General features: G+C 65.7%; 15 protein-coding genes. 5 read left to right on the forward strand and 10 right to left on the reverse strand.

Features of this window, described 5'->3' with window-relative positions:
- Window positions 1-2: 2 nt before the first annotated feature.
- Both parC and SA190iCDA_RS04375 read left to right on the forward strand, forming a co-directional pair.
- Entirely contained in the window at window positions 3-2,252 is a 2,250-nt protein-coding gene (parC, locus tag SA190iCDA_RS04370; RefSeq protein ID WP_070885169.1) for a DNA topoisomerase IV subunit A, read from the forward strand.
- 256 nt (window positions 2,253-2,508) lie between these two features.
- Entirely contained in the window at window positions 2,509-3,213 is a 705-nt protein-coding gene (locus SA190iCDA_RS04375; protein WP_170833926.1) for a PqiC family protein, read from the forward strand.
- Between the two features lie 10 nt (window positions 3,214-3,223).
- Here SA190iCDA_RS04375 and SA190iCDA_RS04380 read toward each other — a convergent pair whose 3' ends face one another.
- Window positions 3,224-4,165, reverse strand: coding sequence for a LysR family transcriptional regulator (locus tag SA190iCDA_RS04380; protein WP_070885171.1), 942 nt, complete (start codon window positions 4,163-4,165; stop codon window positions 3,224-3,226).
- 144 nt (window positions 4,166-4,309) lie between these two features.
- On the opposite strand from SA190iCDA_RS04380, the gene SA190iCDA_RS04385 reads away from it, so the two are divergent.
- Together SA190iCDA_RS04385 and sstT are read left to right on the forward strand one after the other, a co-directional pair.
- Window positions 4,310-5,698 carry an L-serine ammonia-lyase gene (locus SA190iCDA_RS04385; RefSeq protein WP_070885172.1) on the forward strand — a complete coding sequence of 463 codons (1,389 nt, stop codon included), beginning with the start codon at window positions 4,310-4,312 and terminating at the stop codon, window positions 5,696-5,698.
- Window positions 5,699-5,946: 248 nt separating this feature from the next.
- Window positions 5,947-7,176: a serine/threonine transporter SstT gene (sstT, locus tag SA190iCDA_RS04390; protein ID WP_070885173.1), complete on the forward strand. Its 1,230-nt coding sequence runs from the start codon at window positions 5,947-5,949 to the stop codon at window positions 7,174-7,176.
- A gap of 59 nt (window positions 7,177-7,235) precedes the next feature.
- Here sstT and SA190iCDA_RS04395 read toward each other — a convergent pair whose 3' ends face one another.
- Entirely contained in the window at window positions 7,236-8,372 is a 1,137-nt protein-coding gene (locus SA190iCDA_RS04395; RefSeq protein WP_419203883.1) for an NAD(P)/FAD-dependent oxidoreductase, read from the reverse strand.
- Between the two features lie 327 nt (window positions 8,373-8,699).
- On the opposite strand from SA190iCDA_RS04395, the gene SA190iCDA_RS04400 reads away from it, so the two are divergent.
- Window positions 8,700-9,434: a substrate-binding periplasmic protein gene (locus tag SA190iCDA_RS04400; RefSeq protein WP_070885175.1), complete on the forward strand. Its 735-nt coding sequence runs from the start codon at window positions 8,700-8,702 to the stop codon at window positions 9,432-9,434.
- A 4-nt stretch (window positions 9,435-9,438) separates the two neighbouring features.
- Here SA190iCDA_RS04400 and SA190iCDA_RS04405 read toward each other — a convergent pair whose 3' ends face one another.
- The 8 genes from SA190iCDA_RS04405 to SA190iCDA_RS04440 form a co-directional block, all read right to left on the reverse strand.
- Window positions 9,439-10,674 carry a diguanylate cyclase domain-containing protein gene (locus tag SA190iCDA_RS04405; RefSeq protein WP_070885176.1) on the reverse strand — a complete coding sequence of 412 codons (1,236 nt, stop codon included), beginning with the start codon at window positions 10,672-10,674 and terminating at the stop codon, window positions 9,439-9,441.
- A gap of 180 nt (window positions 10,675-10,854) precedes the next feature.
- On the reverse strand, window positions 10,855-12,234 hold the full coding sequence (gene dbpA / locus SA190iCDA_RS04410) for an ATP-dependent RNA helicase DbpA (protein ID WP_070885177.1): 1,380 nt from the start codon (window positions 12,232-12,234) through the stop codon (window positions 10,855-10,857).
- A gap of 72 nt (window positions 12,235-12,306) precedes the next feature.
- Complete coding sequence (gene mdtD / locus SA190iCDA_RS04415; RefSeq protein ID WP_070885178.1) at window positions 12,307-13,722, reverse strand: multidrug transporter subunit MdtD; 1,416 nt, start codon at window positions 13,720-13,722, stop codon at window positions 12,307-12,309.
- 269 nt (window positions 13,723-13,991) lie between these two features.
- Window positions 13,992-15,695: a choline dehydrogenase gene (gene betA, locus SA190iCDA_RS04420; RefSeq protein WP_070885179.1), complete on the reverse strand. Its 1,704-nt coding sequence runs from the start codon at window positions 15,693-15,695 to the stop codon at window positions 13,992-13,994.
- Between the two features lie 109 nt (window positions 15,696-15,804).
- Window positions 15,805-17,277: a betaine-aldehyde dehydrogenase gene (gene betB / locus SA190iCDA_RS04425; protein WP_070885180.1), complete on the reverse strand. Its 1,473-nt coding sequence runs from the start codon at window positions 17,275-17,277 to the stop codon at window positions 15,805-15,807.
- A 384-nt stretch (window positions 17,278-17,661) separates the two neighbouring features.
- Entirely contained in the window at window positions 17,662-18,252 is a 591-nt protein-coding gene (gene betI / locus SA190iCDA_RS04430; protein WP_070885181.1) for a transcriptional regulator BetI, read from the reverse strand.
- 262 nt (window positions 18,253-18,514) lie between these two features.
- Window positions 18,515-19,198, reverse strand: coding sequence for a response regulator (locus tag SA190iCDA_RS04435; protein ID WP_070885182.1), 684 nt, complete (start codon window positions 19,196-19,198; stop codon window positions 18,515-18,517).
- A complete protein-coding gene (locus SA190iCDA_RS04440) occupies window positions 19,195-20,721 on the reverse strand; it encodes an ATP-binding protein (protein WP_070885183.1) in 1,527 nt (508 codons plus the stop codon). The genes SA190iCDA_RS04435 and SA190iCDA_RS04440 overlap by 4 nt, the downstream gene beginning before the upstream one ends.
- Between the last annotated feature and the right edge of the window lie 97 nt (window positions 20,722-20,818).

The raw sequence follows: 20,818 nt of genomic DNA on the forward strand, positions 1-20,818 counted from the left end.
GCATGAGCGAAACCCTCGATCTGAGCCTGGACGGCGTCGAACGCCGTTCCCTTGCCGATTTCACCGAGCAGGCTTATCTCAACTACTCCATGTACGTGATCATGGACCGCGCGCTGCCGCATATCGGCGACGGCCTCAAGCCCGTGCAACGGCGCATCGTCTATGCGATGAGCGAGCTGGGCCTGGACGCCGACGCCAAGCACAAGAAGTCGGCGCGTACCGTCGGCGACGTGCTCGGCAAGTTCCATCCCCACGGCGACAGCGCCTGCTACGAGGCCATGGTGCTGATGGCGCAGCCGTTCAGCTACCGCTACACCCTGGTCGACGGCCAGGGCAACTGGGGTGCACCTGACGATCCCAAGTCGTTCGCCGCCATGCGTTACACCGAGGCGCGCCTGTCGCGCTATTCCGAAGTGCTGCTGGGCGAGCTGGGCCAGGGCACCGTGGACTGGGTGCCGAACTTCGACGGCACCCTGAACGAGCCGGCGACCCTGCCGGCGCGGCTTCCCAACCTCTTGTTGAATGGCACCACCGGCATCGCCGTGGGCATGGCCACCGACGTGCCGCCGCACAACCTGCGCGAAGTCGCCGCCGCCTGCGTGCGCCTGATCGACGAGCCCAATGCCACGGTCGAGCAGCTGTGCGAGCACGTGCAGGGCCCGGATTACCCGACCGAGGCGGAAGTCATCACCCCGCGAGCCGACCTGCTGAAGATCTACGAAACCGGCCGCGGCTCGGTGCGCATGCGCGCCGTGTACAGCGTCGAGGACGGCGACATCGTGGTCACCGCGTTGCCGCACCAGGTGTCCGGCTCCAAGGTGCTGGAACAGATCGCCAGCCAGATGCAGGCCAAGAAGCTGCCGATGGTCGCCGACCTGCGCGACGAGTCGGACCACGAGAACCCGTGCCGCATCGTCATCATCCCGCGCTCCAACCGTGTCGATGCCGACGAGCTAATGACCCACCTGTTCGCCACCACCGATCTGGAGTCCAGCTACCGGGTCAACACCAACGTCATCGGCCTGGACGGTAAACCCCAGGTCAAGAACCTGCGCCAGATGCTGCGCGAGTGGCTGGAGTACCGGGTCGGTACCGTGCGCCGCCGCCTGCAGTTCCGCCTGGACAAGGTCGAGAAGCGCCTGCACCTGTTGGAAGGCCTGCTGGTCGCCTTCCTCAACCTCGACGAAGTGATCCACATCATCCGCACTGAGGAGCATCCGAAGGCGCGTCTGATCGAGCGCTTCGCGCTGAGCGAGATCCAGGCCGACTACATCCTCGACACCCGCCTGCGTCAGCTGGCGCGTCTGGAGGAGATGAAGCTGCGCAGCGAGCAGGACGAACTGCTCAAGGAACGCGACAAGCTGCTGGCCCTGCTGGGCAGCGAGGCCAAGCTGAAGAAGCTGGTGCGCAAGGAAATCCTCGAAGATGCCGAAAAATACGGCGACGATCGCCGTTCGCCGATCGTCGCCCGTGCCGAGGCCCGCGCGCTGTCGGAAACCGAGCTGATGCCCACCGAACCGGTGACTGTGGTGATTTCCGAGAAAGGCTGGGTGCGCTGCGCCAAGGGTCACGACATCGATGCCACGGGCCTGTCCTACAAGGCCGGCGACGGCTTCAAGGCCGCCGCACCCGGGCGCTCCAACCAGTACGCGGTATTTATCGACTCCACCGGGCGCAGCTATTCGCTGGCCGCTCACAGCCTGCCCTCGGCGCGCGGCCAGGGCGAGCCGCTGACCGGTCGTCTGACGCCACCGCCGGGTGCCTCCTTCGAGTGCGTACTGCTGCCCGATGATGAGGCGCTGTACGTGATCGCCTCCGATGCCGGCTACGGCTTCGTGGTCAAGGGCGAGGACCTGCAGGCCAAGAACAAGGCCGGCAAGGCACTGCTCAGCCTGCCCAATGGCGCGCGCGTGGTGGCCCCGCGGCCCCTCGCCAACCGCGAGGAAGACTGGCTGGCCGCGGTGACCACCGAAGGCCGCCTGCTGCTGTTCAAGGTCGCCGACCTGCCGCAGCTGGGCAAGGGCAAGGGTAACAAGATCATCGGCATTCCCGGTGATCGCGTGGCCAGCCGCGAGGAGTACCTCACCGACCTGGCCGTACTGCCGGCGGGCGCCACCCTTGTGTTGCAGGCTGGCAAGCGTACTCTGTCCCTGAAGGCCGATGACCTCGAACACTACAAGGGCGAGCGCGGCCGCCGCGGCAACAAATTGCCGCGTGGCTTCCAGCGCGTGGATGCCCTGCTGGTCGAGTAGGGCGGCTGGCCAATGGCCTGGGGCTGGAGTTAACGGGCGGTTTATCGGATGATACCGCCCCTCATGTGCTCGCCGAATGGTGAGCCATTTGCCATCGTTATGGTCGTGCGTCGGGTGGCAGACGCCTTGCATATGCACAGGGATTATCAGTTCCCCGCTGGCTATTGGCCGGCGCGGTGATTTATCTATTTTTTGTTATTGGCTTTTTCACCTGTAGCCACGATCGCTGGCCCTGTTGCCAGCCGGAAGACATTTGATGATTGCTAAGCGGCTTCCTCTCACCCTGCTTTTCGCCGGTCTGCTGATGCTGACCGGTTGCTCGCACCTGATGCCCGTATCCCTCTACCAGCTCGACGGTGGCCCGACGGCCAGCAAGACCGCGGACAAGGATGGCATGAGCGTATTGCTGGGCCCGATCACCGTGGCCGATTACCTGCAGCGCGAAACCCTGCTGCAACGCCAGGATGACGGCAGCCTGAGCCCCGCCCTGACCTCGCGCTGGGCCGGCAGCCTGGCCACCGACCTGGATCGCCAGGTGCTGCGCCAGCTGTCCAACCGAATCAACAGCCAGCGCCTGGTGCTGGCCTCGGACAATCCCAACTACAAGGCCCAGGTGCAGGTGCTGCTGTCCATCTCCCGCCTGGATTCCGGCCCGCGCCAGCCGGCCGTGCTCGAAGGCCAGTGGCGCCTGGTTGGCCGTGACGGACAGTTGCTCGACACCCGCCTGGTGCACCTGGAAGAGAAGCACAAGGGGCCGGTCGCCGATCAGGTCCGCGCCCAGAGCGCCGTGGTGCAGCAGTTGGTCGAGCAATTGGCCGCCGCGGTGAAGAGCCATGCCAACACGCCGATCGCCGCCGAGGAACCGCGGCGCAAGGCGCCGGTGCCGGCCGCACGGCAGGAGCCACCGAAGATGCCGGTGGCCGAACCGATTCGCATCGACGCCGAGGTCTTCCGCTTCTGATGCCGACGGGTCAGGCCAGGCCTGATCCGCTTTCGGGGTCTTCTCGCTGGTAGCCCTCCAGCACGCCCGCCGTGCGTACCGCCTCGTCGAGAAACACCGTGACGGCCGGGTGCTTGCGCTCGCCCTTGCGGTAGGCGAGGAAGATCTTGCGCTGGATGGCCGGGGCCAGGCGCACGGCGGTGACGCCTTCTACGGGCCGCAGCAGACGCAGGCCCGAAACCACCGAAATCGAATTGCCCGAGGCGACCATCGCCGCGACCATCTCGAAGCCCGCGCAGTGGGCATTGATACGTGGCGTGAAGCCCGAGCGGCGGCACAGGTTGGTGATGAATTCGCCGAACGAGCTGTTGGTGGAATCCAGTGCCCAGGCTTCGTCCTGCAGGTCGGCGATGGTCAGCGTGACGCGCGAAGCCAGTGGATGCGTGACGGGCAGCAGCACGTGCAGGCGGTCCTCGGTCAGCGGAATCAGTTCGTAGTGCTCCTGGCGCGCCTTGCTGGCGCCGGCCAGGTCATCGACCACCGCCACGTCGATCTGCCAGGCGCTCAGCGCACTGAGGCTTTCCTGGGGCTCCAGGTCGGCGACCACCACCTCCAGGCGCGGGTAGGCCTGGCGCAGGTTGTGCACGATGGGCGCGACCAGCGCCACGGCGATCGACGGGAACGCCGCGACGCGCAGCTCACCGGCGATCTCGCTGCGCATCTGCGCCAGCTCCGAGCGTGCCTCGTCGAGAATCACCAGAATCCGTTCCACATGGGCCACCAGCCGGGTGCCCGCCGGCGTCAGTGCCACGCCACGCCCACGCCGCTCGATCAATGCCACATCGGCCTCGCGCTCCAGTTGCGCGACCTGCTGGGACACCGCGGAGGGGGTCAGGTGCAGGAACTCGGCGGTCGCCGCCATGGTGCCGCAGCGGGCCAGTTCGCGCAGGGTGCGCAGGCGAATCAGATCCATGCTGAAGGCTCGATAGGTAAGATATGCTAATCAATACAGTAAGAATAAATCAGTATACATAACGTAATTCGGCTTTTAGATTTTTCTCACCGACGGTGCCTGACCGTGCACCCCGTCCCAACCTTACAGAAGAAAAATATCGCCATGGCCGTCAGCGTATTCGACCTGTTCAAAGTGGGCATTGGCCCATCGAGTTCCCACACCGTTGGCCCGATGCGTGCGGCCGCCCTGTTCACCCATGCCCTGGAGAACCAGGGGCACATGGCGGGCGTGGTGCGCGTGGTCGCCGAGCTGTACGGCTCGCTGGGCGCCACCGGCAAGGGGCACGGCAGCGACAAGGCGGTACTGCTGGGGCTCAGCGGCCATGAGCCGGATACCGTGGATGTAGAGCAGGTTGCCGGCTATATCGACGCCATTCGCACCGACAAGCGTATCGTGCTGCCGGGCGGGCACGCGGTGCCTTTCAACGAAAAGACCGACCTGAAGATGATCCGCAAGGCGCTGCCGTTGCACGCCAACGGCCTGCGTTTCGCGGCTTTCGATGCCGCCGGCATTCAGCTGCACGAGGCCACTTACTACTCGGTGGGTGGCGGTTTCGTGGTCAGCGAGGCGGTGCTCGCCGATGGTTCCAAGCACAAGGTGATCGCCCCGGACGCGACCGCGCTGCCGTTGCCGTTTCGCACCGGTGCCGATCTGCTGCGCCTGAGCCGCGAATACGGCGTGGGCATTGCCGAGATCATGCGTCGCAACGAACGCCACTGGCGTACCGACGAGGAAATCGACAAGGGCCTGTTGGCGATCTGGAAGGTGATGCAGGGCTGCGTCGAGCGCGGTTGCCGTACCGAGGGCATTCTGCCCGGCGGCTTCAAGGTGCGCCGTCGCGCAGCGATCCTGGCGCGTAAGCTGGGCGGCTTCCAGCGCAGCTACACCGAAGACCCGCTGCGCATGCTCGACTGGGTCAACCTCTGGGCCCTGGCGGTGAACGAAGAAAACGCTGCCGGTGGCCGGGTGGTCACCGCGCCCACCAACGGCGCCGCCGGGATCATCCCCGCGGTGCTGCATTACTACGCCAATGCCATTTCTGGCGCCAACGAGCGCGGCATCATCGATTTCCTGCTCACCGCTGGCGCCATCGGCATCCTGTACAAGGAAAACGCCTCGATCAGCGGTGCCGAGGTGGGCTGCCAGGGCGAGGTTGGCGTGGCCTGCTCGATGGCCGCCGGTGCCTTGTGCGCAGTGCTGGGCGGCACCCCGGAGCAGGTCGAGAACGCCGCCGAGATCGGCATGGAGCACCACCTGGGCCTGACCTGTGACCCGGTCGGTGGCCTGGTGCAAATCCCCTGCATCGAGCGCAACGCCATCGCCTCGGTGAAGGCCATCAACGCGGCGCGCATGGCGCTTTACGGCGACGGCGCGCACTACGTGAGCCTGGACAAGGTGATCAAGACCATGCGCGAGACCGGCGCCGACATGCTGACCAAATACAAGGAAACCGCCCGCGGCGGCCTGGCCGTGAACATCATCGAGTGCTGAATTCAGTGCCTCACTAGCGGCCGGATGCGCACCTTTCGGGGCTCGCATCCGGTTTTACCCGCTCCATAACAATAACAATCGTGACTTGTCCCCATGACCACTCGCACTACCTGACTGGCGCTGACCCCTGCTTCCTCCCTTATAATTACCGGCTGTCTTGGGGTGACCTGCCCGGTTGGCATGGCACATGCCCCTGCTGACCTGTCCCCCAAGGCCACCAAGCCTAGAATCTGGACAGCGTCTACAACATGAATACATTAAAACGCATTGCTTCCGCCTACTCGAACACCAGTCTGGTGCTGCGCATCTTCATCGGTCTGGTACTGGGCATTCTGCTCGCCTATTTCGCCCCGGACGCCGCACTCAAGGTTGGCCTGCTCGGCGAACTCTTCGTGCTCGCTCTGAAGGCGGTCGCGCCAGTGCTGGTGCTGGTGCTGGTCACCTCGTCGCTGGCGGCCCACCAGAGCGGCCAGCCCACCCACGTTCGCCCGGTGCTGCTGATGTACCTGATCAGCACCTTCAGCGCCGCGGCGCTGGCCGTGTGTGCCAGCTTTCTGTTTCCCACCACGCTGTCGCTGGACATCAGTTCGGCGGCCGGTGACCCGCCCGGCAGCATCATCGACGTGCTGCACAACCTGCTGATCAGCATCTTCGTGAGCCCGGTACAGGCGCTGAGCACCTCCAACTACATCGCCATCCTCGCCTGGGCGATCGGCCTGGGCCTGTTTCTGCGCCATGCCGCGCCGACTACCCGGGTGCTGCTGAGCGATCTGTCCGATGCCTTCACCCGGATCGTGCGTTTCGTTATCGAGCAGGCGCCCATCGGTATCTTCGGCCTGGTGGCGAGCACCCTGGCGGCCTCGGGCTTCGAGGCGCTGTATGGGTACGCGCGGCTGCTGTTGGTGATGGTCGGCTGCATGCTGGTGGTGGCGCTGGTGGTGAACCCGTTGCTGGCGTTCATTCGCATGCGCCGCAACCCCTATCCGCTGCTGTTCACCGTGCTGCGCGAGAGCGCGGTAACGGCCTTCTTCACCCGCAGCTCGGCCGCCAACATCCCGGTCAACCTGCGCCTGTGCGAGAAGCTCAAGCTGGACAAGGACACCTACTCGATCACCATTCCGCTGGGTGCGACCATCAATATGGCGGGTGCGGCGATCACCGTTTCCGTCATGGCGCTGGCGACCACCCATACGCTGGGCATCAATGTCGATTTGCCAACTGCGCTGCTGCTCTGCGTGGTGGCGTCCCTGGCCGCAGCGGGCGTTTCCGGCGTGGCCGGCGGTTCACTGCTGCTGATTCCAATGGCCACCAGCCTGTTTGGCGTCGATACAGAAATCGCCATGCAGGTAGTAGCCATCGGCTTCGTCATCGGAGTGGTGCAGGACTCCTTCGAGACCGCGCTGAATTCCCACACCGACGTACTGTTCACCGCAGCGGTCTCCTACGCCGGCGAAGCCCGCACGGAACCGGCGATTTAACCTTCCGCCGACCCGAAAAAACGCGCCTCAGGGCGCGTTTTTTTATGGGCTCGCGGGTGTCATACATATTGCCCCGCGGCGTAGCCCGAGGCCCAGGCCCACTGGAAGTTGAAGCCGCCCAGGTGGCCGGTGACGTCCAGCACCTCGCCAACGAAATACAGGCCGGGGGACTTCAGCGACTCCATGGTCTTGGACGACACCTCGCGGGTATCGACCCCGCCCAGGGTCACTTCCGCCGTGCGGTAGCCCTCGGTGCCGGCGGGTACCAGCTGCCAGTTTGCCAGGCGCTCGGCAATTGCCTTCAGCTCGGCCGGCGTGTATTGCTTCATCGGCTTGGAGGCGAACCACTGCTCGGCCAGCAGGCCGGCCATTTTCTTGGTGAACAGCTCGCCGAGCAGGGTCTTCAGCTCGCTGTTGGGCCGCTCGCGCTGCTGCCTCTGCAGCCACTCGGGCAGGTCGATATGCGGCAGCAGGTCGATGCTCAGCGTGTCACCGGGCTGCCAATACGAGGAAATCTGCAGGATCGCCGGGCCGCTAAGGCCGCGATGGGTGAACAGGATGTTCTCCACGAAGCTCTGGCCGTTGCAACTGACCCGGCAGTCCTCCACCGAGGTGCCCGACAGTTCGCTGCACAGGGTTTTCAACTGCGGGTCGGTCACCGTGAAGGGCACCAAGCCGGCGCGGGTCGGCAGCAGTTCATGGCCGAACTGACGGGCGATCTGGTAGCCGAAGCCGCTGGCGCCCAAGGTCGGAATCGACAGCCCACCGGTGGCGATCACCAGGGACTCACAGGCGACGGCGCCGAGGCTGGTGGCCAGGCGATAACGCTCGTCTACGCGTTCGATGGCGCTCACCGAAGTATCCAGGCGCAGGTCGACGCCGGCTTGCTCGCATTCGTCCAGCAGCATGGCGAGGATGTCGCTGGACTTGTTGTCGCAAAACAGCTGGCCAAGCTTTTTCTCGTGGTAGGGCACGCCGTGCTTGGCGACCAGGGCGATGAAATCCCACTGGGTGAAGCGCGCCAGCGCCGACTTGCAGAAGTGCGGGTTGTGGGAGAGGAAGTTGCCGGGCTCACAGTACATGTTGGTGAAGTTGCAGCGCCCGCCACCGGACATCAGAATCTTCTTGCCGGCCTTGTTGGCGTGGTCGAGCAGCAGCACGCGGCGCCCGCGGGCAGCGGCGCTCATCGCGCACATCAGCCCGGCGGCGCCGGCACCGATGATGACAACCTGGGGTGAAAGCACGGCATGTTCCTCATACGGGGGCGCCGGGCATGGCTGGGCCGACGCGAAACGGCGCAGTTTACCTGAAGGCATGGTGGCGCTGTGGGCATAGGGGGGCCGCGTGTCCGCTCCGCTCGGTACGCGCCTGCAGCTTTTCCGAACCCCGGATGCGTCGTTCAGGTCTAGCGAAAAAATGCCAACAGCGAGCCGCACTGGCGTTTTGCCGCTATCTTGTCTATCAGCCGTATGGTCACGCCTCGCCGTGATCCTGTTCCCGTCCATCTGCAAGGTCTGCCACCATTGAAAACCTGGCGCGTCTGGTTGCTGTCGCTGCTGCTGTTGCCTTGGGCCGGGTGGGCGGAGCACCTGCGTCTGGTCGCCGACAGCTGGCCGCCGTTCACCGATCAGCGCATGGCGGGCAACGGTGTGGCGGTGGAACTGGTGAGCACCGCCTTAAGCCGTGCCGGCTATACCAGCGACTACCGTGAGCTGCCCTGGCAGCGCGCCGTGCTGGGGCTGCAGCGCGGCGATTACGACGTGTTGATCACCGCCTGGTACAGCAGGGAGCGGGAGGCGTTCGGGTACTTCTCCGCGCCCTATCTGGTCAACCGCATACGCGTGGTGCAGCGCAAGGGGGCAGGCATCGTTTTCAACCAGCTTACCGATCTGCATGCCCACCACATCGCGATACGCCGCGGCTATGCCTATTCGCAGGCCTTCATGGCCGACGACCAGCTGCGGACGGTCGATGTCAGCAGTTTCGAGAATGCCGCGCGCATGGTGCACCGCGGCCGAGTGAGCCTGGCGCTGGAAGATGAGTACGTCGCCCGCTTCCTGTTCAGCAACTCACTGAAGGCGATTGCCGGCGATCTGGAATTGCTGCCCATGCCATTGAGCGAGAATGGCCTGCACATTCTCATTCGCCTCTCACATGGCGAGCATGCCGAGATCGCCCGCCGTTTCGATGCCGCCATCGCCGCCATGCAGGCCGATGGCAGTTATGCAGCGATCATGGCGCGCTACGGTCTGCAGTGATCGCTCACTGCCAATGGGTGCGTCCGCGACCCTGGTGCTTGGCCTGGTAGAGCTGCTGATCAGCCAGGTGCAGCAGGCTTTCCAGATCCTCCGGCGGACCGTGGTAGATACCCGCGCTGAATGATAGCGGCGGGGCGCCCACGGCGTATTTCAGCTGCCTGCAGTGCGCGCGCAGCAGGTCGAGGGCCTGGCCCAGTTGCTCGGCGGGTTGCGGGCTGACCATGGCGAACTCCTCGCCGCCCAGGCGGCCGAGCAGCGCGTCCGGAAAGGCGGCGCCGAAGGCCTTACTGAAGGCGATCAGCGCAGCGTCGCCGGCGGCGTGGCCGTGTTCGTCGTTGATCTGCTTGAACAAGTCCATGTCGAGCATCGCCACGCTCAGGGCCTGGCCATCGCGCTGCGCCTGCTGGAACTGCTTCAGCCCCTGCTCGTAGAAGGCCCGGCGGTTGTTCAGGCCGGTCAGGGCGTCGTACTGCGCGGCCTTCTTCAGGGCACGCAGCATGTCGCGGCGTTCCAGGGTGAACATCACCCGGCAGGTCAGCTCTTCGGGGCAGAACGGCTTGCGTAGAAAGTCATCGGCGCCGTGCTTGATGAACATGGCGCTCAGCGAGCCCTTGGTATCGGCGGACAGGCCGAGAATCACCAGGTCGTTGCGCTTCATCTTCTGGCGCAGCAGCTTGACCAGCTCGAAACCACTGATGCCCGGCATGCTGTGGTCGACCACCAGCAGGTCGATATCCGGCTGTTCCTTGAGAATGCCCAGGGCTTCTTTGCCGTCGCGGGCGTCGATGATCTGGTAGCGATGCGGCGCCAGGACGTGGCGAATGAAGTTGCGGGTGGCCTCGGAGTCCTCGGCGACCAGGATCTTCACCTGGCTGTTGCTCTCCAGGCGGTGCAACAGGCGGAAGGCGTATTCGTAGGAGTGCTGGCTTTCCTTGAGCACGTAGTCGACCACGCCCTTGAGCAGCAGGTCGTCGCGGCGCTTCTCGTTGTACGAGCCGCTGAGCACGATGCAGGGCAGGGCGTAGCGCATCACCAGGTCGACGCTCTCGCCATCCGGCGCGTCGGGCAGGTGCAGGTCGACGATGGCGGCGAAGAACAGGCCCGCCGAGGCTTCCAGCATCACTTCGGCCTCGCCGAGGGAGGCGCAGAACACCGGCTGCAGATTCGGCTCCTGACGGAACAGGTGGTCGAGGATCTTGAGCACCAGCGGGCTGTCTTCGATGATCAGGATATTGCGCACGAACCCCCCTGTCAGGCCGTTGAAAAACTACCTGCCTTGGCAATACTGCGTTAAAAACAGCCACAAAATGCTCATTTACAACATGTGAGCTGCGCTTTTCCGCCCGTTTCTGCCTTGTCTTGCCTGCCTCGCCTACGTGTTCCAACGGCCTGCTATGCCCGCTTGTCCGTCAGGTTGATTCTAGAGGGTGCGCACGCGCAGCGAGCGACCTTTTATCTTGCCTTCGCTGAGGCGCTTGAGTGCCTGCTTGGCGATGCCGCGCTCCACGGCCACATAGGCCTGGAAGTCGAAGATGGCGATCTTGCCGACCTGGGCGCCGGGAATGCCCGCTTCGCCAGTGAGGGCGCCGAGGATGTCGCCAGGGCGCAGCTTGTCCTTGCGCCCGGCACTAATGCACAGGGTGATCATCGGCGGTTGCAATGGCTCGCCGGCCCGTGGCTTGAGGCTGCTCAGCGGGTGCCAGGTCAACGGGGCGTTCTGCAGGGCCTCGATGGCCTGGGCGCGGTGGGCTTCGGGCGGCGCCACCAGGCTGACGGCCATGCCTTTCTCGCCGGCGCGGCCGGTGCGGCCCACGCGGTGGATATGGATTTCCGCGTCACGGGCCAGTTCGACGTTGATCACCATGTCCAGGCCGTCGATATCCAGGCCGCGGGCGGCCACGTCGGTAGCCACCAGCACCGACAGGCTGCGGTTGGCGAACATCGCCAGTACCTGATCACGGTCGCGCTGCTCCAGGTCGCCGTGCAGGGCCGCGGCCGAGATACCGGCGGCGCCCAGTTGGTCGACCACCTCCTGACACTGCTGCTTGGTAAAGCAGAACGCCACCGTCGATTGCGGGCGGAAGCAGGCCAGCACGTCGACCACCGCCTGCAGGCGCTGTTCGGGGGCGATCTCGTAGAAACGCTGCTCGATCTGGCTGTCGTCGTGCAGCGCCTCGACCCTGACCTGCTGCGGGTTGCGCATGAAGGTCGCCGACAGTTGCTTGATACCCGCCGGGTAGGTGGCCGAGAACAGCAGGGTCTGGCGGCGCTCCGGGGTCTGGCCGATGATCTCGGCGATGCTGTCGTAGAAGCCCATGTCGAGCATGCGGTCGGCTTCGTCGAGCACCAGGGTATTGAGGCCGTCCAGCTTCAGCGTGCCCTTGGCCAGGTGCTGCTGCACGCGCCCCGGGGTGCCGACGATGATCTGCGCACCGTGCTCCAGGGAGCCGATCTGCGGGCCCATGGGCACGCCGCCGCACAGGGTGAGGATCTTGATGTTGTCTTCGCCACGGGCCAGGCGGCGCAACTCCTTGGCGACCTGATCGGCTAGCTCGCGGGTCGGGCACAGCACCAGCGCCTGGCAGCCGAAATAGCGCGGGTTGAGCGGCGCCAGCAGGCCGATGCCGAAGGCCGCGGTCTTGCCGCTGCCGGTCTTGGCCTGGGCGATCAGGTCCATGCCCTTGAGCATCACCGGCAGGCTCTGCGCCTGGATTGGCGTCATCTGCGCGTAACCGAGGGACTCGAGGTTCGCCAGCATGGCGGGGGACAGGGCAAGGGAGGAAAAAGCGGTGGCGGTCACGGTGCGGGCCTGAAGAGCGTCGAAAAGAGCGCTAGTGTAGCAGGCGCGCTGCCACGGCCTGCCGACTGCTCGTCATTCGTCGACGTCGACCTTCACCCGTCTGGCACTGCGCCCGTCTTCAGCCGACAGCTGCAGGAAGATGCCCGCCGCCAGGATCGTCAGCAGGCCGATGCACAGGTAGGTGGCCTGGAAGGCACTGAGCACACCATCGACCGCATCCCCCTTGTCCAGGCTGAAGCCGCTGAGCAGGGCGGCGCCCGTGGCGATGCCCATGCTGATCGACAGCTGCACCACCACCGACAGCAGGCCATTGCCGCTGCTCGCCTCGCTGTCGGGCAGGTCGATCAGGGTCACGGTGTTCATGGCGGTGAACTGCAGCGAGTTGAAGGCGCCGATCAGGCTCAGCTGGATGGCCAGCTGCAGGTGCGAGGTCTGGCCGTCGACCAGCGCCATGCTGGTGATCAGCAGCCCCAGCAGCACGGTATTGAAGGTCAGGATGCGCTGGTAGCCGAGGCGGTCGATCAAGGGTTTGGCCAAGGGCTTCATGGCCATGGCGGCGAGCGCCAGGGGAATCATGCTCATGCCCGCATGGGCCGGCGAATAGCCCATGCCCAGTTGCAGCAGCAGCGGCGTGAGGAACGGCAGTGCACCGGTGCCCAGACGCGCGAAGATATTGCCGAAGATGCCCACCGCGAAGCTGCGGGTGTTGAACAGCCCCGGCGGGAACAGCGCGTTGGCGGTGCGCCCGGCGCGCAGCCAGTAGGCGGCCAGGCACGCCAGGCCGGCGAGCAACAGGAGCACCACGCGCATGTGCGGCAGGTGCAGCTCGCCGAGGCCTTCGAGGGCCATGGTGATCAGCAGCATGCTGGCGCCGAACAGCAGGAAGCCGAGCAGATCAAAACGGGTACGCTCGCTACCGCGCAGCTCCGGCATGAAACGGTAGGCGGCCCAACAGCCCAGGGCGCCGACCGGCAGGTTGAGCAGAAAGATCCAGTGCCAGCTGGCATATTCCACCAACCAGCCGCCCAGGGTTGGGCCGATCAGCGGGCCGAGCAGGCCGGGCAGGGTGATGAAGCTCATGATGCGCACCAGCTCGGTACGCGGGTAGGCGCGCAGTACCACCAGGCGCCCCACCGGCATCATCAGCGCGCCGCCCAGGCCCTGGATGATCCGGGCCAGCACCAGCATGTTCAGCGACTGGGACACCGCGCACAGCAGCGAGCCGAGGCTGAACAGGGCGATGGCACCAAAGAAAATGTGCCGCGTGCCGAAGCGGTCGGCCAGCCAGCCGGAGGCGGGAATCAGCAGCGCCACGGTGAGCATGTAGGCGATCACCACCGACTGCATGCGCAGCGGGTCTTCGGCCAGGTCCGCCGCCATGCTCGGCAGGGCAGTGTTGAGGATGGTGCCGTCCAGCGTCTGCATGAAGAACGCGATAGCGACGATCCAGGGTAGCAGGCGGGCGGTGCGGGCATCGAGCAGGGTCATGGCGAGCGGTTATCAGCAGTGGTTGGAACAGTGTGACCCACCTTGGCGACGAATGTCGCAACAAAGCGACACACCTCAGGGCGTGTGAAAACGTAGCGAGCGAAGGTCAGGCGAGGCAAAACCCGGCGAAAAAGCGGAGTTTACGGGTTGTAAATGAGCATTTTGATTGGACTCGCATCCGAGCCGGGTTTCCACGCGGCATGGCCGAGCGCAGTAGCTTTCACTCGGCCTGACCCGCGCCACGATCAGGCGCGGGTGTGTCAGCTCGTTCACGAGGCCGAGCGCATGTCCTCGACCACCCGTCGTGGGGCGCCGCGTACCGGCGCGCCGTTGGCCACATGGTAGGGTGCGGTACTGCGCGGCAGCGCTTCACGAGCGCGGATACGGTCGGCGATCTTCTCGGCGATCATGATGGTGGTGGCGTTGAGGTTGCCGGTGATGATCTCCGGCATGATCGACGCATCCACCACGCGCAGCCCTTCGAGGCCGTGCACGCGGCCCTGGCCATCGACCACCGCCATGTCGTCCGAACCCATCTTGCAGGAGCAGGAGGGGTGAAAGGCGGTTTCCGCATGCTCGCGGATAAAGGCGTCCAGCTCCTCGTCGGTCTGCACGTGGGCGCCGGGGCTGATCTCGCGACCTCGGTACGGGTCGAGGGCCGGCTGCGCCATGATCTCGCGGGTGATGCGGATGGCGTCGCGGAACTCCTGCCAGTCCCGATCACTGCTCATGTAATTGAACAGGATACTCGGGTGCTGGCGCGGGTCCCGGGACTTCAGCTGTACGCGGCCACGGCTCGGCGAGCGCATCGAGCCGACGTGGGCCTGGAAGCCATGCTCGTTCACCGCATTGCTGCCGTTGTAGTTGATCGCCACCGGCAGGAAGTGGAACTGCAGGTTCGGCCACTCGAATTCCGGGCGCGAGCGGATGAAGCCGCCGGCCTCGAACTGGTTGCTGGCGCCGATGCCGTCGCCTGCGAACAGCCACTTGGCACCGATGCCGGGCTGGTTGAGCAGCTTGAGCGCCGGGTACAGCGACACCGGCTGGGTGCAGGCGTACTGCAGGTACATTTCCAGGTGGTCCTGCAGGTTCTCGCCGACGCCCGGCAACTCGTGCACCAGGTCGATGTCCAGGCTGCGCAGCAACTCGCGGGGGCCGACGCCGGAGCGCTGCAGGATCTGCGGCGAGGCGATGGCGCCGGCGCACAGCAGCACTTCACGGCGGGCCTGGGCAAGGGTCGCCTGGTTGGCATTGCCGACCAGGTAGGCGACACCCGTGGCGCGCTTGCCCTCGAACAGGATGCGGTCGGTGGTGGCGTGGGTGACGATGGTCAGGTTCGGCCGCTCGCGGGCCTGGTCCAGGTAGCCGCGGGCGGTGCTGGCACGACGGCCTTCGGGCGTTACGGTGCGGTCCATCGGACCGAAGCCTTCCTGCTGGTAACCGTTGAGGTCATCGGTACGCGGGTAGCCGGCCTGCACGCCGGCTTCGACCATGGCGTGGAACAGCGGGTTGTTGCCGGCCTTGGGCGTGGTCACGCTGACCGGGCCGCTGTCGCCGTGGTAGTCGTTGGCGCCGCTGTCGCGGCTTTCCGCCTTGCGGAAGTACGGCAGGCAATCCAGGTAGCTCCAGTCTTCCAGGCCGGGCTGCTTGGCCCAGTTGTCGAAGTCCAGGGCGTTGCCGCGGATATAGCACATGCCGTTGATCAGCGACGAACCGCCCAGGCCCTTGCCGCGCCCGCATTCCATGCGGCGGTTGCCCATGTGCGGCTCCGGGTCGGTTTCGTAGGCCCAATTGTAGCGGCGGCCCTGCAGGGGAAAGGCCAGGGCGGCGGGCATCTGGGTGCGAAAATCGAGGCGGTAGTCGGGGCCACCGGCTTCGAGCAGCAGTACGCTGACATCCCCATCTTCGCTCAGGCGGGTCGCCAGCACGTTACCGGCCGAGCCGGCGCCAATGATGATGTAATCGAATTCCATAAGAGCAGCACCCTCCGGGTGAGAGCGGCAAGCTTCAAGCTGCAAGTAGAAGCAGATGCTGCTTTGGATTTTCTTGCAGCTTGTGGCTTGCGGCTTGTGGCTGTTTTCGTCAGAACACCGAGGCGTAGTCGCCCAGCTCGACCTGTACGGACTTGATGCGCGTGTAATGGGCCAGGGTGGTCAGGCCGTTCTCGCGGCCGACGCCGGACTGCTTGTAGCCGCCGACCGGCATCTCGGCCGCCGACTCGCCCCAGGTGTTGATCCAGCAGATACCGGCTTCCAGCTTGTGGATAACCCGGTGGGCGCGGTTCAGGTCGCGGGTGACGATGCCGGCGGCCAGGCCGTAGGAGGTATCGTTGGCGCGGCGGATCACCTCGTCTTCGCTGTCGTAGACGAGGATGCTCATCACCGGGCCGAAGATTTCCTCGCGGGTGATGGTCATGTCGTCCCGGCAGTCGGTGAATACGGTCGGCGCCACGTAGGCGCCATTGGCGTAGTCGCCGTCGGTGACGCGCTCGCCACCGATCAGCAGGCGCGCGCCCTGCTGGCGGCCCTGCTCGATGTAGCCGAGCACGCGCTCCATGTGGGCGAAGCTGACCAGCGGGCCGAAGTTGGTGGTGTCGTCCTGGGGGTTGCCCAGGCGAATGCGTTTGACCCGCTCGACGATCTTGCTCTCGAAGCGCGCCTGCAGGGCACGGGGCACGAACACCCGGGTGCCGTTGGTGCACACCTGCCCGGTGCTGTAGAAGTTGGCCATCATGGCGATGTCCGCGGCGCGATCCAGGTCGGCGTCTTCGCAGATGATCAGCGGCGACTTGCCGCCCAGCTCCATGGTCACTTCCTTGAGCGACGAGCTGGAAGCGCTGGCCATGACCTTCTTGCCGGTCAGGGTGCCGCCGGTGAAGGAAATCTTTTCGATGCGCGGGTGCTCGGTCAGCCACTGGCCGACCTCGCTGCCCAGGCCGGTCAGCACGTTGAACACGCCACCCGGCACGCCGGCCTCGGTGTAGATCTCGGCCAGCTTCAGAGCGGTCAGCGAGGTGACTTCGCTGGGCTTGAAGATCATCGCGTTGCCAGCGGCCAGGGCCGGAGCGGATTTCCACAGGGCGATCTGGATCGGGTAGTTCCAGGCGCCGATACCGGCGACCACGCCCAGCGGCTCGCGGCGGGTGTAGACGAAGCTGGTGTCGCGCAGCGGGATCTGCTCGCCCTCGATGGCCGGAATCAGGCCGGCGTAGTACTCCAGTACGTCGGCGCCGGTAACGATATCCACATAGCGGGTTTCGCTCAGCGGCTTGCCGGTATCGAGGGTTTCCAGCTCGGCCAGCTCATCGTTGCGTGCACGGAGGATATCCACCGCTTTGCGCAGGATGCGCGAGCGCTGCATGGCGGTCATCGCCGCCCACACCTTCTGGCCCTGTTCGGCGCTGGCCACGGCGCGCTCGACGTCGTCCTGGCTGGCGCGCTGCACGTGGGCCAGTATCTCGCCGTTGGCCGGGTTGATGCTTTGAAAGGTCGCGCCGCTGCTGGCATCGACGTACTGGCCACCTATGTAGAGCTGCTGGTCTGCGAATCGGGCCATGGGGCGTCCTCCTGAGCGGGGCAAGACGCACTTCGGGCGCCTTGGCGAATGGGTCGACTGAGCGAGGTGATGAGGGATGTCAGGCGATTTGGTTAAAAAACAGCCTACTTTATTTTTATTGATCGTTCAATCAATAAACATCTCAGGGGCGACCAGAACCGCACCGGATGCGCCATGGGCGCTGGGCTTCGGGTGTTTGTAGATGAGCCGTCGGGCGGCGGAGATTTGTGGGATGAGGCCGGCCGCCTAGGTGAAACTCATCAGCCGACAGTGAGGTTCATCAACCCGGTGGGAGCGGGCCATGCCCGCGATTTCGCGCGCCTGGCGCGCTCCCACGTACGCGTCAGTCCGTAGGGCTGCAGGGAGTCTTAGAGACGATCGGGTTCACTCTGCCTTGGCGAGCTGCAAATCCAGGTAGTCGTAGGCGATCTGCGCGGCCTGGCGGGTGTCGAAGTTCTCGCCGGTCAGGGCGCCGCGCAGCCACAGGCCGTCGATCAGTGCGGCCAGGCCACGGGCGGCGGCGCGGGCTTGTGCTTGCGGCAATGCGCGGCGGAACTGGCCACAGAGGTTGGAATACAGGCGCTGGTCATTGACCCGCTGCAGGCGACGCAGGGCCGGCTGGTGCATGCTGCTGGCCCAGAACGCCAGCCAGGTCTTCATGGCCGGGCCGCTGACCTGGGTGTCATCGAAGTTGCCGTCGATGATGGCGCGCAGGCGTGCCCGCGGGGTGTCTTCGCGCAACAGCTGGTAGCGCGCGTGCACCGCCTCGCGAAGCGCCTGCATGAGGTGGCGCATGGTCGCCTCGAGCAGACCGTTCTTGTCCTGGAAGTAGTGGCTGATGATGCCGTTCGACACGCCGGCAATCCGCGCGATATAGGCGATGCTGGCATCGCTCATGCCAACCTGGTCGACGGCTTCCAGGGTGGCCGCGATCAGCTGGGAGCGGCGGATCGGCTGCATTCCGACCTTGGGCATCATGTTCTCCGGCGAGGGGTGTTTCCCGAGTCTAACAGAGCGCGCGGAGTTGTCGGCGCGTTCAGGTTTCTCAGCGCCTGTTCACGATCTTTATGCGTATAAAGCGGCAACTACACGGCAAAAGCGACCGTTTGCGTAAATCGTAGGACGGGCTTTAGCCCCGGCTAAAGCCACTCCTACAAGCGTATTCCAATCACCGCCCGCTCACGCCACTTAGCTGCCTAAATCGACGAATCCGGGCTGAAAGATCATGAACAGGCCTTCAGGCGATCAGCCGGTAGCCGACACCCGCTTCGGTGACGATCAGCCGCGGCGCCGCCGGGTCGTCGCCGAGCTTCTGGCGCAGGTGGGCGATGACGATGCGCAGGTAATGGCTGTGCTCGATATGGGTCGGGCCCCAGATGTCGCGCAGCAGTTGCTGCTGGGTGACGACCATGCCGGGGTGGCGGGCCAGGGCATCGAGCACCGCGTATTCCTTGCGGGTCAGGCTGATTTCCTGGTCGTCCAGGGTCACTCGGCGAAAGGCGAAATCGACCCGCAGCGGGCCGCTGGCCAAGGCCGCCGCAGGCTTCTCGCTGACCGGGCGGCTGCGCAGCAGGGCGCGCACGCGGGCGAGGAACTCCTGGACGCCGAAGGGCTTGCTGACGTAGTCGTTGGCGCCGTTGTCCAGGGCCTGCACCTTGTCCTTTTCACGGGCGCGCACCGACAGCACCAGCACCGGCACGGCCGACCATTCGCGCAGGCGGGTCAGCACCTCCTGGCCGTCCAGGTCGGGCAGGCCGAGGTCGAGCACCACCAGGTCGGGTTGCTCCAGGGCCGCCAGGCGCAGCGCCACTTCGCCGCAATCGGCCTCCATTACCTGATAGCCCTGGGCCTGCAGGCCGATGCGCAGGAATTTGCGGATCGCCGCTTCGTCGTCGACCAGGAGGATGCGCGTTTCAGTCATGCCGGGTTCTCGTCAGGGTGTTGCAGGGGCAGCTGCAGGATCAGGGTGGCGCCCTGGCCGGGCGCCGACTCGACCCGTGCCGTGCCGCCGTGGGCGTTGAGCATGCCCAGGCAGATCGCCAGGCCCAGGCCGGTGCCCTGGCCGCCGCGATCGCCGCGGGCGGTGGTGTAGAAGAGGTCGAAGATCTGCGCCTGTTCGCCGACGGGAATGCCCGGGCCCTGGTCGCCGATGGCGAAGCTGAAGGTCTCGCCATCGTGGCTCAGGCGGATGTCGATCACCCCGCCGGGTGGCGAGAAGCGCGCGGCGTTGTCCAGCACGTTGACCAGCGCCTGTTCGATCAGCGCGCCCTGCACCCACAGCAGCGGCAGGTCGGCGGGCACATCCATGCGCACCTGCAGGTGTTGCAGCACTGGTTGCAGGCGCTGCAAGGCAGCAGCGAGCAGGTCGCTGGCGGCCACCCAGTCGCGCTCCAGGTGCAGGCCGCCGTGGCTCAGGCGGGTCATGTCCAGCAGGTTCTGGATGTAGCGGTCCAGGCGCGAGGCTTCGCTGGCGGTGCTTTGCAGCAGGTCATCGCGAGTCGCCGCGTCCAGGCTGTCGATGAATAGCTGCAGGGTCTCGATATTGCCGCGCATGGCGGTCAGCGGCGTGCGCAGATCATGGGACACCGAGGCGAGCAGGGCGCTGCGCAGGCGCTCGGTTTCATGTTGCAGGCGCGTATGGCCGAGGGTCTCGACCAGTTGCACACGGGCCAGGGCATGGGCAAGCAGCGGCAGCAGCACGTCGATCAGCTGGCGCTGCTCGCCGGCCGGCGGGTCGCCCTGGGCGGTGCGCATGCCCAGCAGGGCCAGCGGCTGGTCGTTGTCCAGCAATGGCCACCACCACCAGTGCGGATGGGTCAGGCTGTGGCTGTCGTAACCGCGCGGGTGACGGCTCTGCCAGGCGTGTTCGGCGCTGATGCGCTCCAGCTCGCTGAGCGCCAGCCGGCTGCCATCGGCCTGCTGCCAGTTGCCCTGAACGTCGCGGCTGAGCAGGCACAGGCGCTCGGCTGGCAGGTCCAACTGGCTGAGCATGGCGGCTAGCAGGTCGCCCTGGTCCTGGGCGCTGGACAGCCGCTCGGCGAAGCCCAGCAGACTTTCGGTCTGCCGCTGGGCCACCTGCAGGTCACGGAACTGCTGGCGCTGGCGGGCGGCGAGGTTGCCGGTCAGCAGGGCGATGAACAGGAAGAACAGCAGGGTCAGTACGTCCTGCTCGCGGTGCACCACCACCGACCAGGCCGGCGGCAGGAAGCAGAACCCGTAGGCGGCGAACGACAGCAGGGCGCACAGCAGTGCGGGGCCGACGCTGCTGCGTACCGCCACCATCAGCACCACGGCGAGAAACACCAGGGAGATGTTCGGCAGGTCCAGCCAGCGCGAGACGGCCAGGGCCAGCAGGCAACCGAGCCCGGCGGCGAGGGCGGCCAGCAGGTAGTCGCGCAGGGGAGCGGGCGGGCGGCGGGTGAGGCGATCGGCGGCGGTGGGCATGCGCAATTCCGGTGCGGGGCGTGGGCAGATCATGGCGTCGTGCAAGGTTGGCGTAAAGAAGCGCGCCTGCGCGTAAAAAAGCCGTAAAACTGCGCGG

Source organism: Pseudomonas argentinensis (assembly GCF_001839655.2).
GTDB lineage: Bacteria > Pseudomonadota > Gammaproteobacteria > Pseudomonadales > Pseudomonadaceae > Aquipseudomonas > Aquipseudomonas argentinensis_B.

What these genes read in the sequence shown, in the direction of transcription:
- parC (WP_070885169.1), top strand. Translation starts at nt 3, where the DNA reads ATGAGCGAAACCCTCGATCTGAGCCTGGACGGCGTCGAACGCCGTTCC.
- SA190iCDA_RS04375 (WP_170833926.1), top strand. Translation starts at nt 2,509, where the DNA reads ATGATTGCTAAGCGGCTTCCTCTCACCCTGCTTTTCGCCGGTCTGCTG.
- SA190iCDA_RS04380 (WP_070885171.1), bottom strand. Translation starts at nt 4,165, where the DNA reads ATGGATCTGATTCGCCTGCGCACCCTGCGCGAACTGGCCCGCTGCGGC.
- SA190iCDA_RS04385 (WP_070885172.1), top strand. Translation starts at nt 4,310, where the DNA reads ATGGCCGTCAGCGTATTCGACCTGTTCAAAGTGGGCATTGGCCCATCG.
- sstT (WP_070885173.1), top strand. Translation starts at nt 5,947, where the DNA reads ATGAATACATTAAAACGCATTGCTTCCGCCTACTCGAACACCAGTCTG.
- SA190iCDA_RS04395 (WP_419203883.1), bottom strand. Translation starts at nt 8,372, where the DNA reads ATGTGCGCGATGAGCGCCGCTGCCCGCGGGCGCCGCGTGCTGCTGCTC.
- mdtD (WP_070885178.1), bottom strand. Translation starts at nt 13,722, where the DNA reads ATGACCCTGCTCGATGCCCGCACCGCCCGCCTGCTACCCTGGATCGTC.
- betA (WP_070885179.1), bottom strand. Translation starts at nt 15,695, where the DNA reads ATGGAATTCGATTACATCATCATTGGCGCCGGCTCGGCCGGTAACGTG.
- betB (WP_070885180.1), bottom strand. Translation starts at nt 17,277, where the DNA reads ATGGCCCGATTCGCAGACCAGCAGCTCTACATAGGTGGCCAGTACGTC.
- betI (WP_070885181.1), bottom strand. Translation starts at nt 18,252, where the DNA reads ATGCCCAAGGTCGGAATGCAGCCGATCCGCCGCTCCCAGCTGATCGCG.
- SA190iCDA_RS04435 (WP_070885182.1), bottom strand. Translation starts at nt 19,198, where the DNA reads ATGACTGAAACGCGCATCCTCCTGGTCGACGACGAAGCGGCGATCCGC.
- SA190iCDA_RS04440 (WP_070885183.1), bottom strand. Translation starts at nt 20,721, where the DNA reads ATGCCCACCGCCGCCGATCGCCTCACCCGCCGCCCGCCCGCTCCCCTG.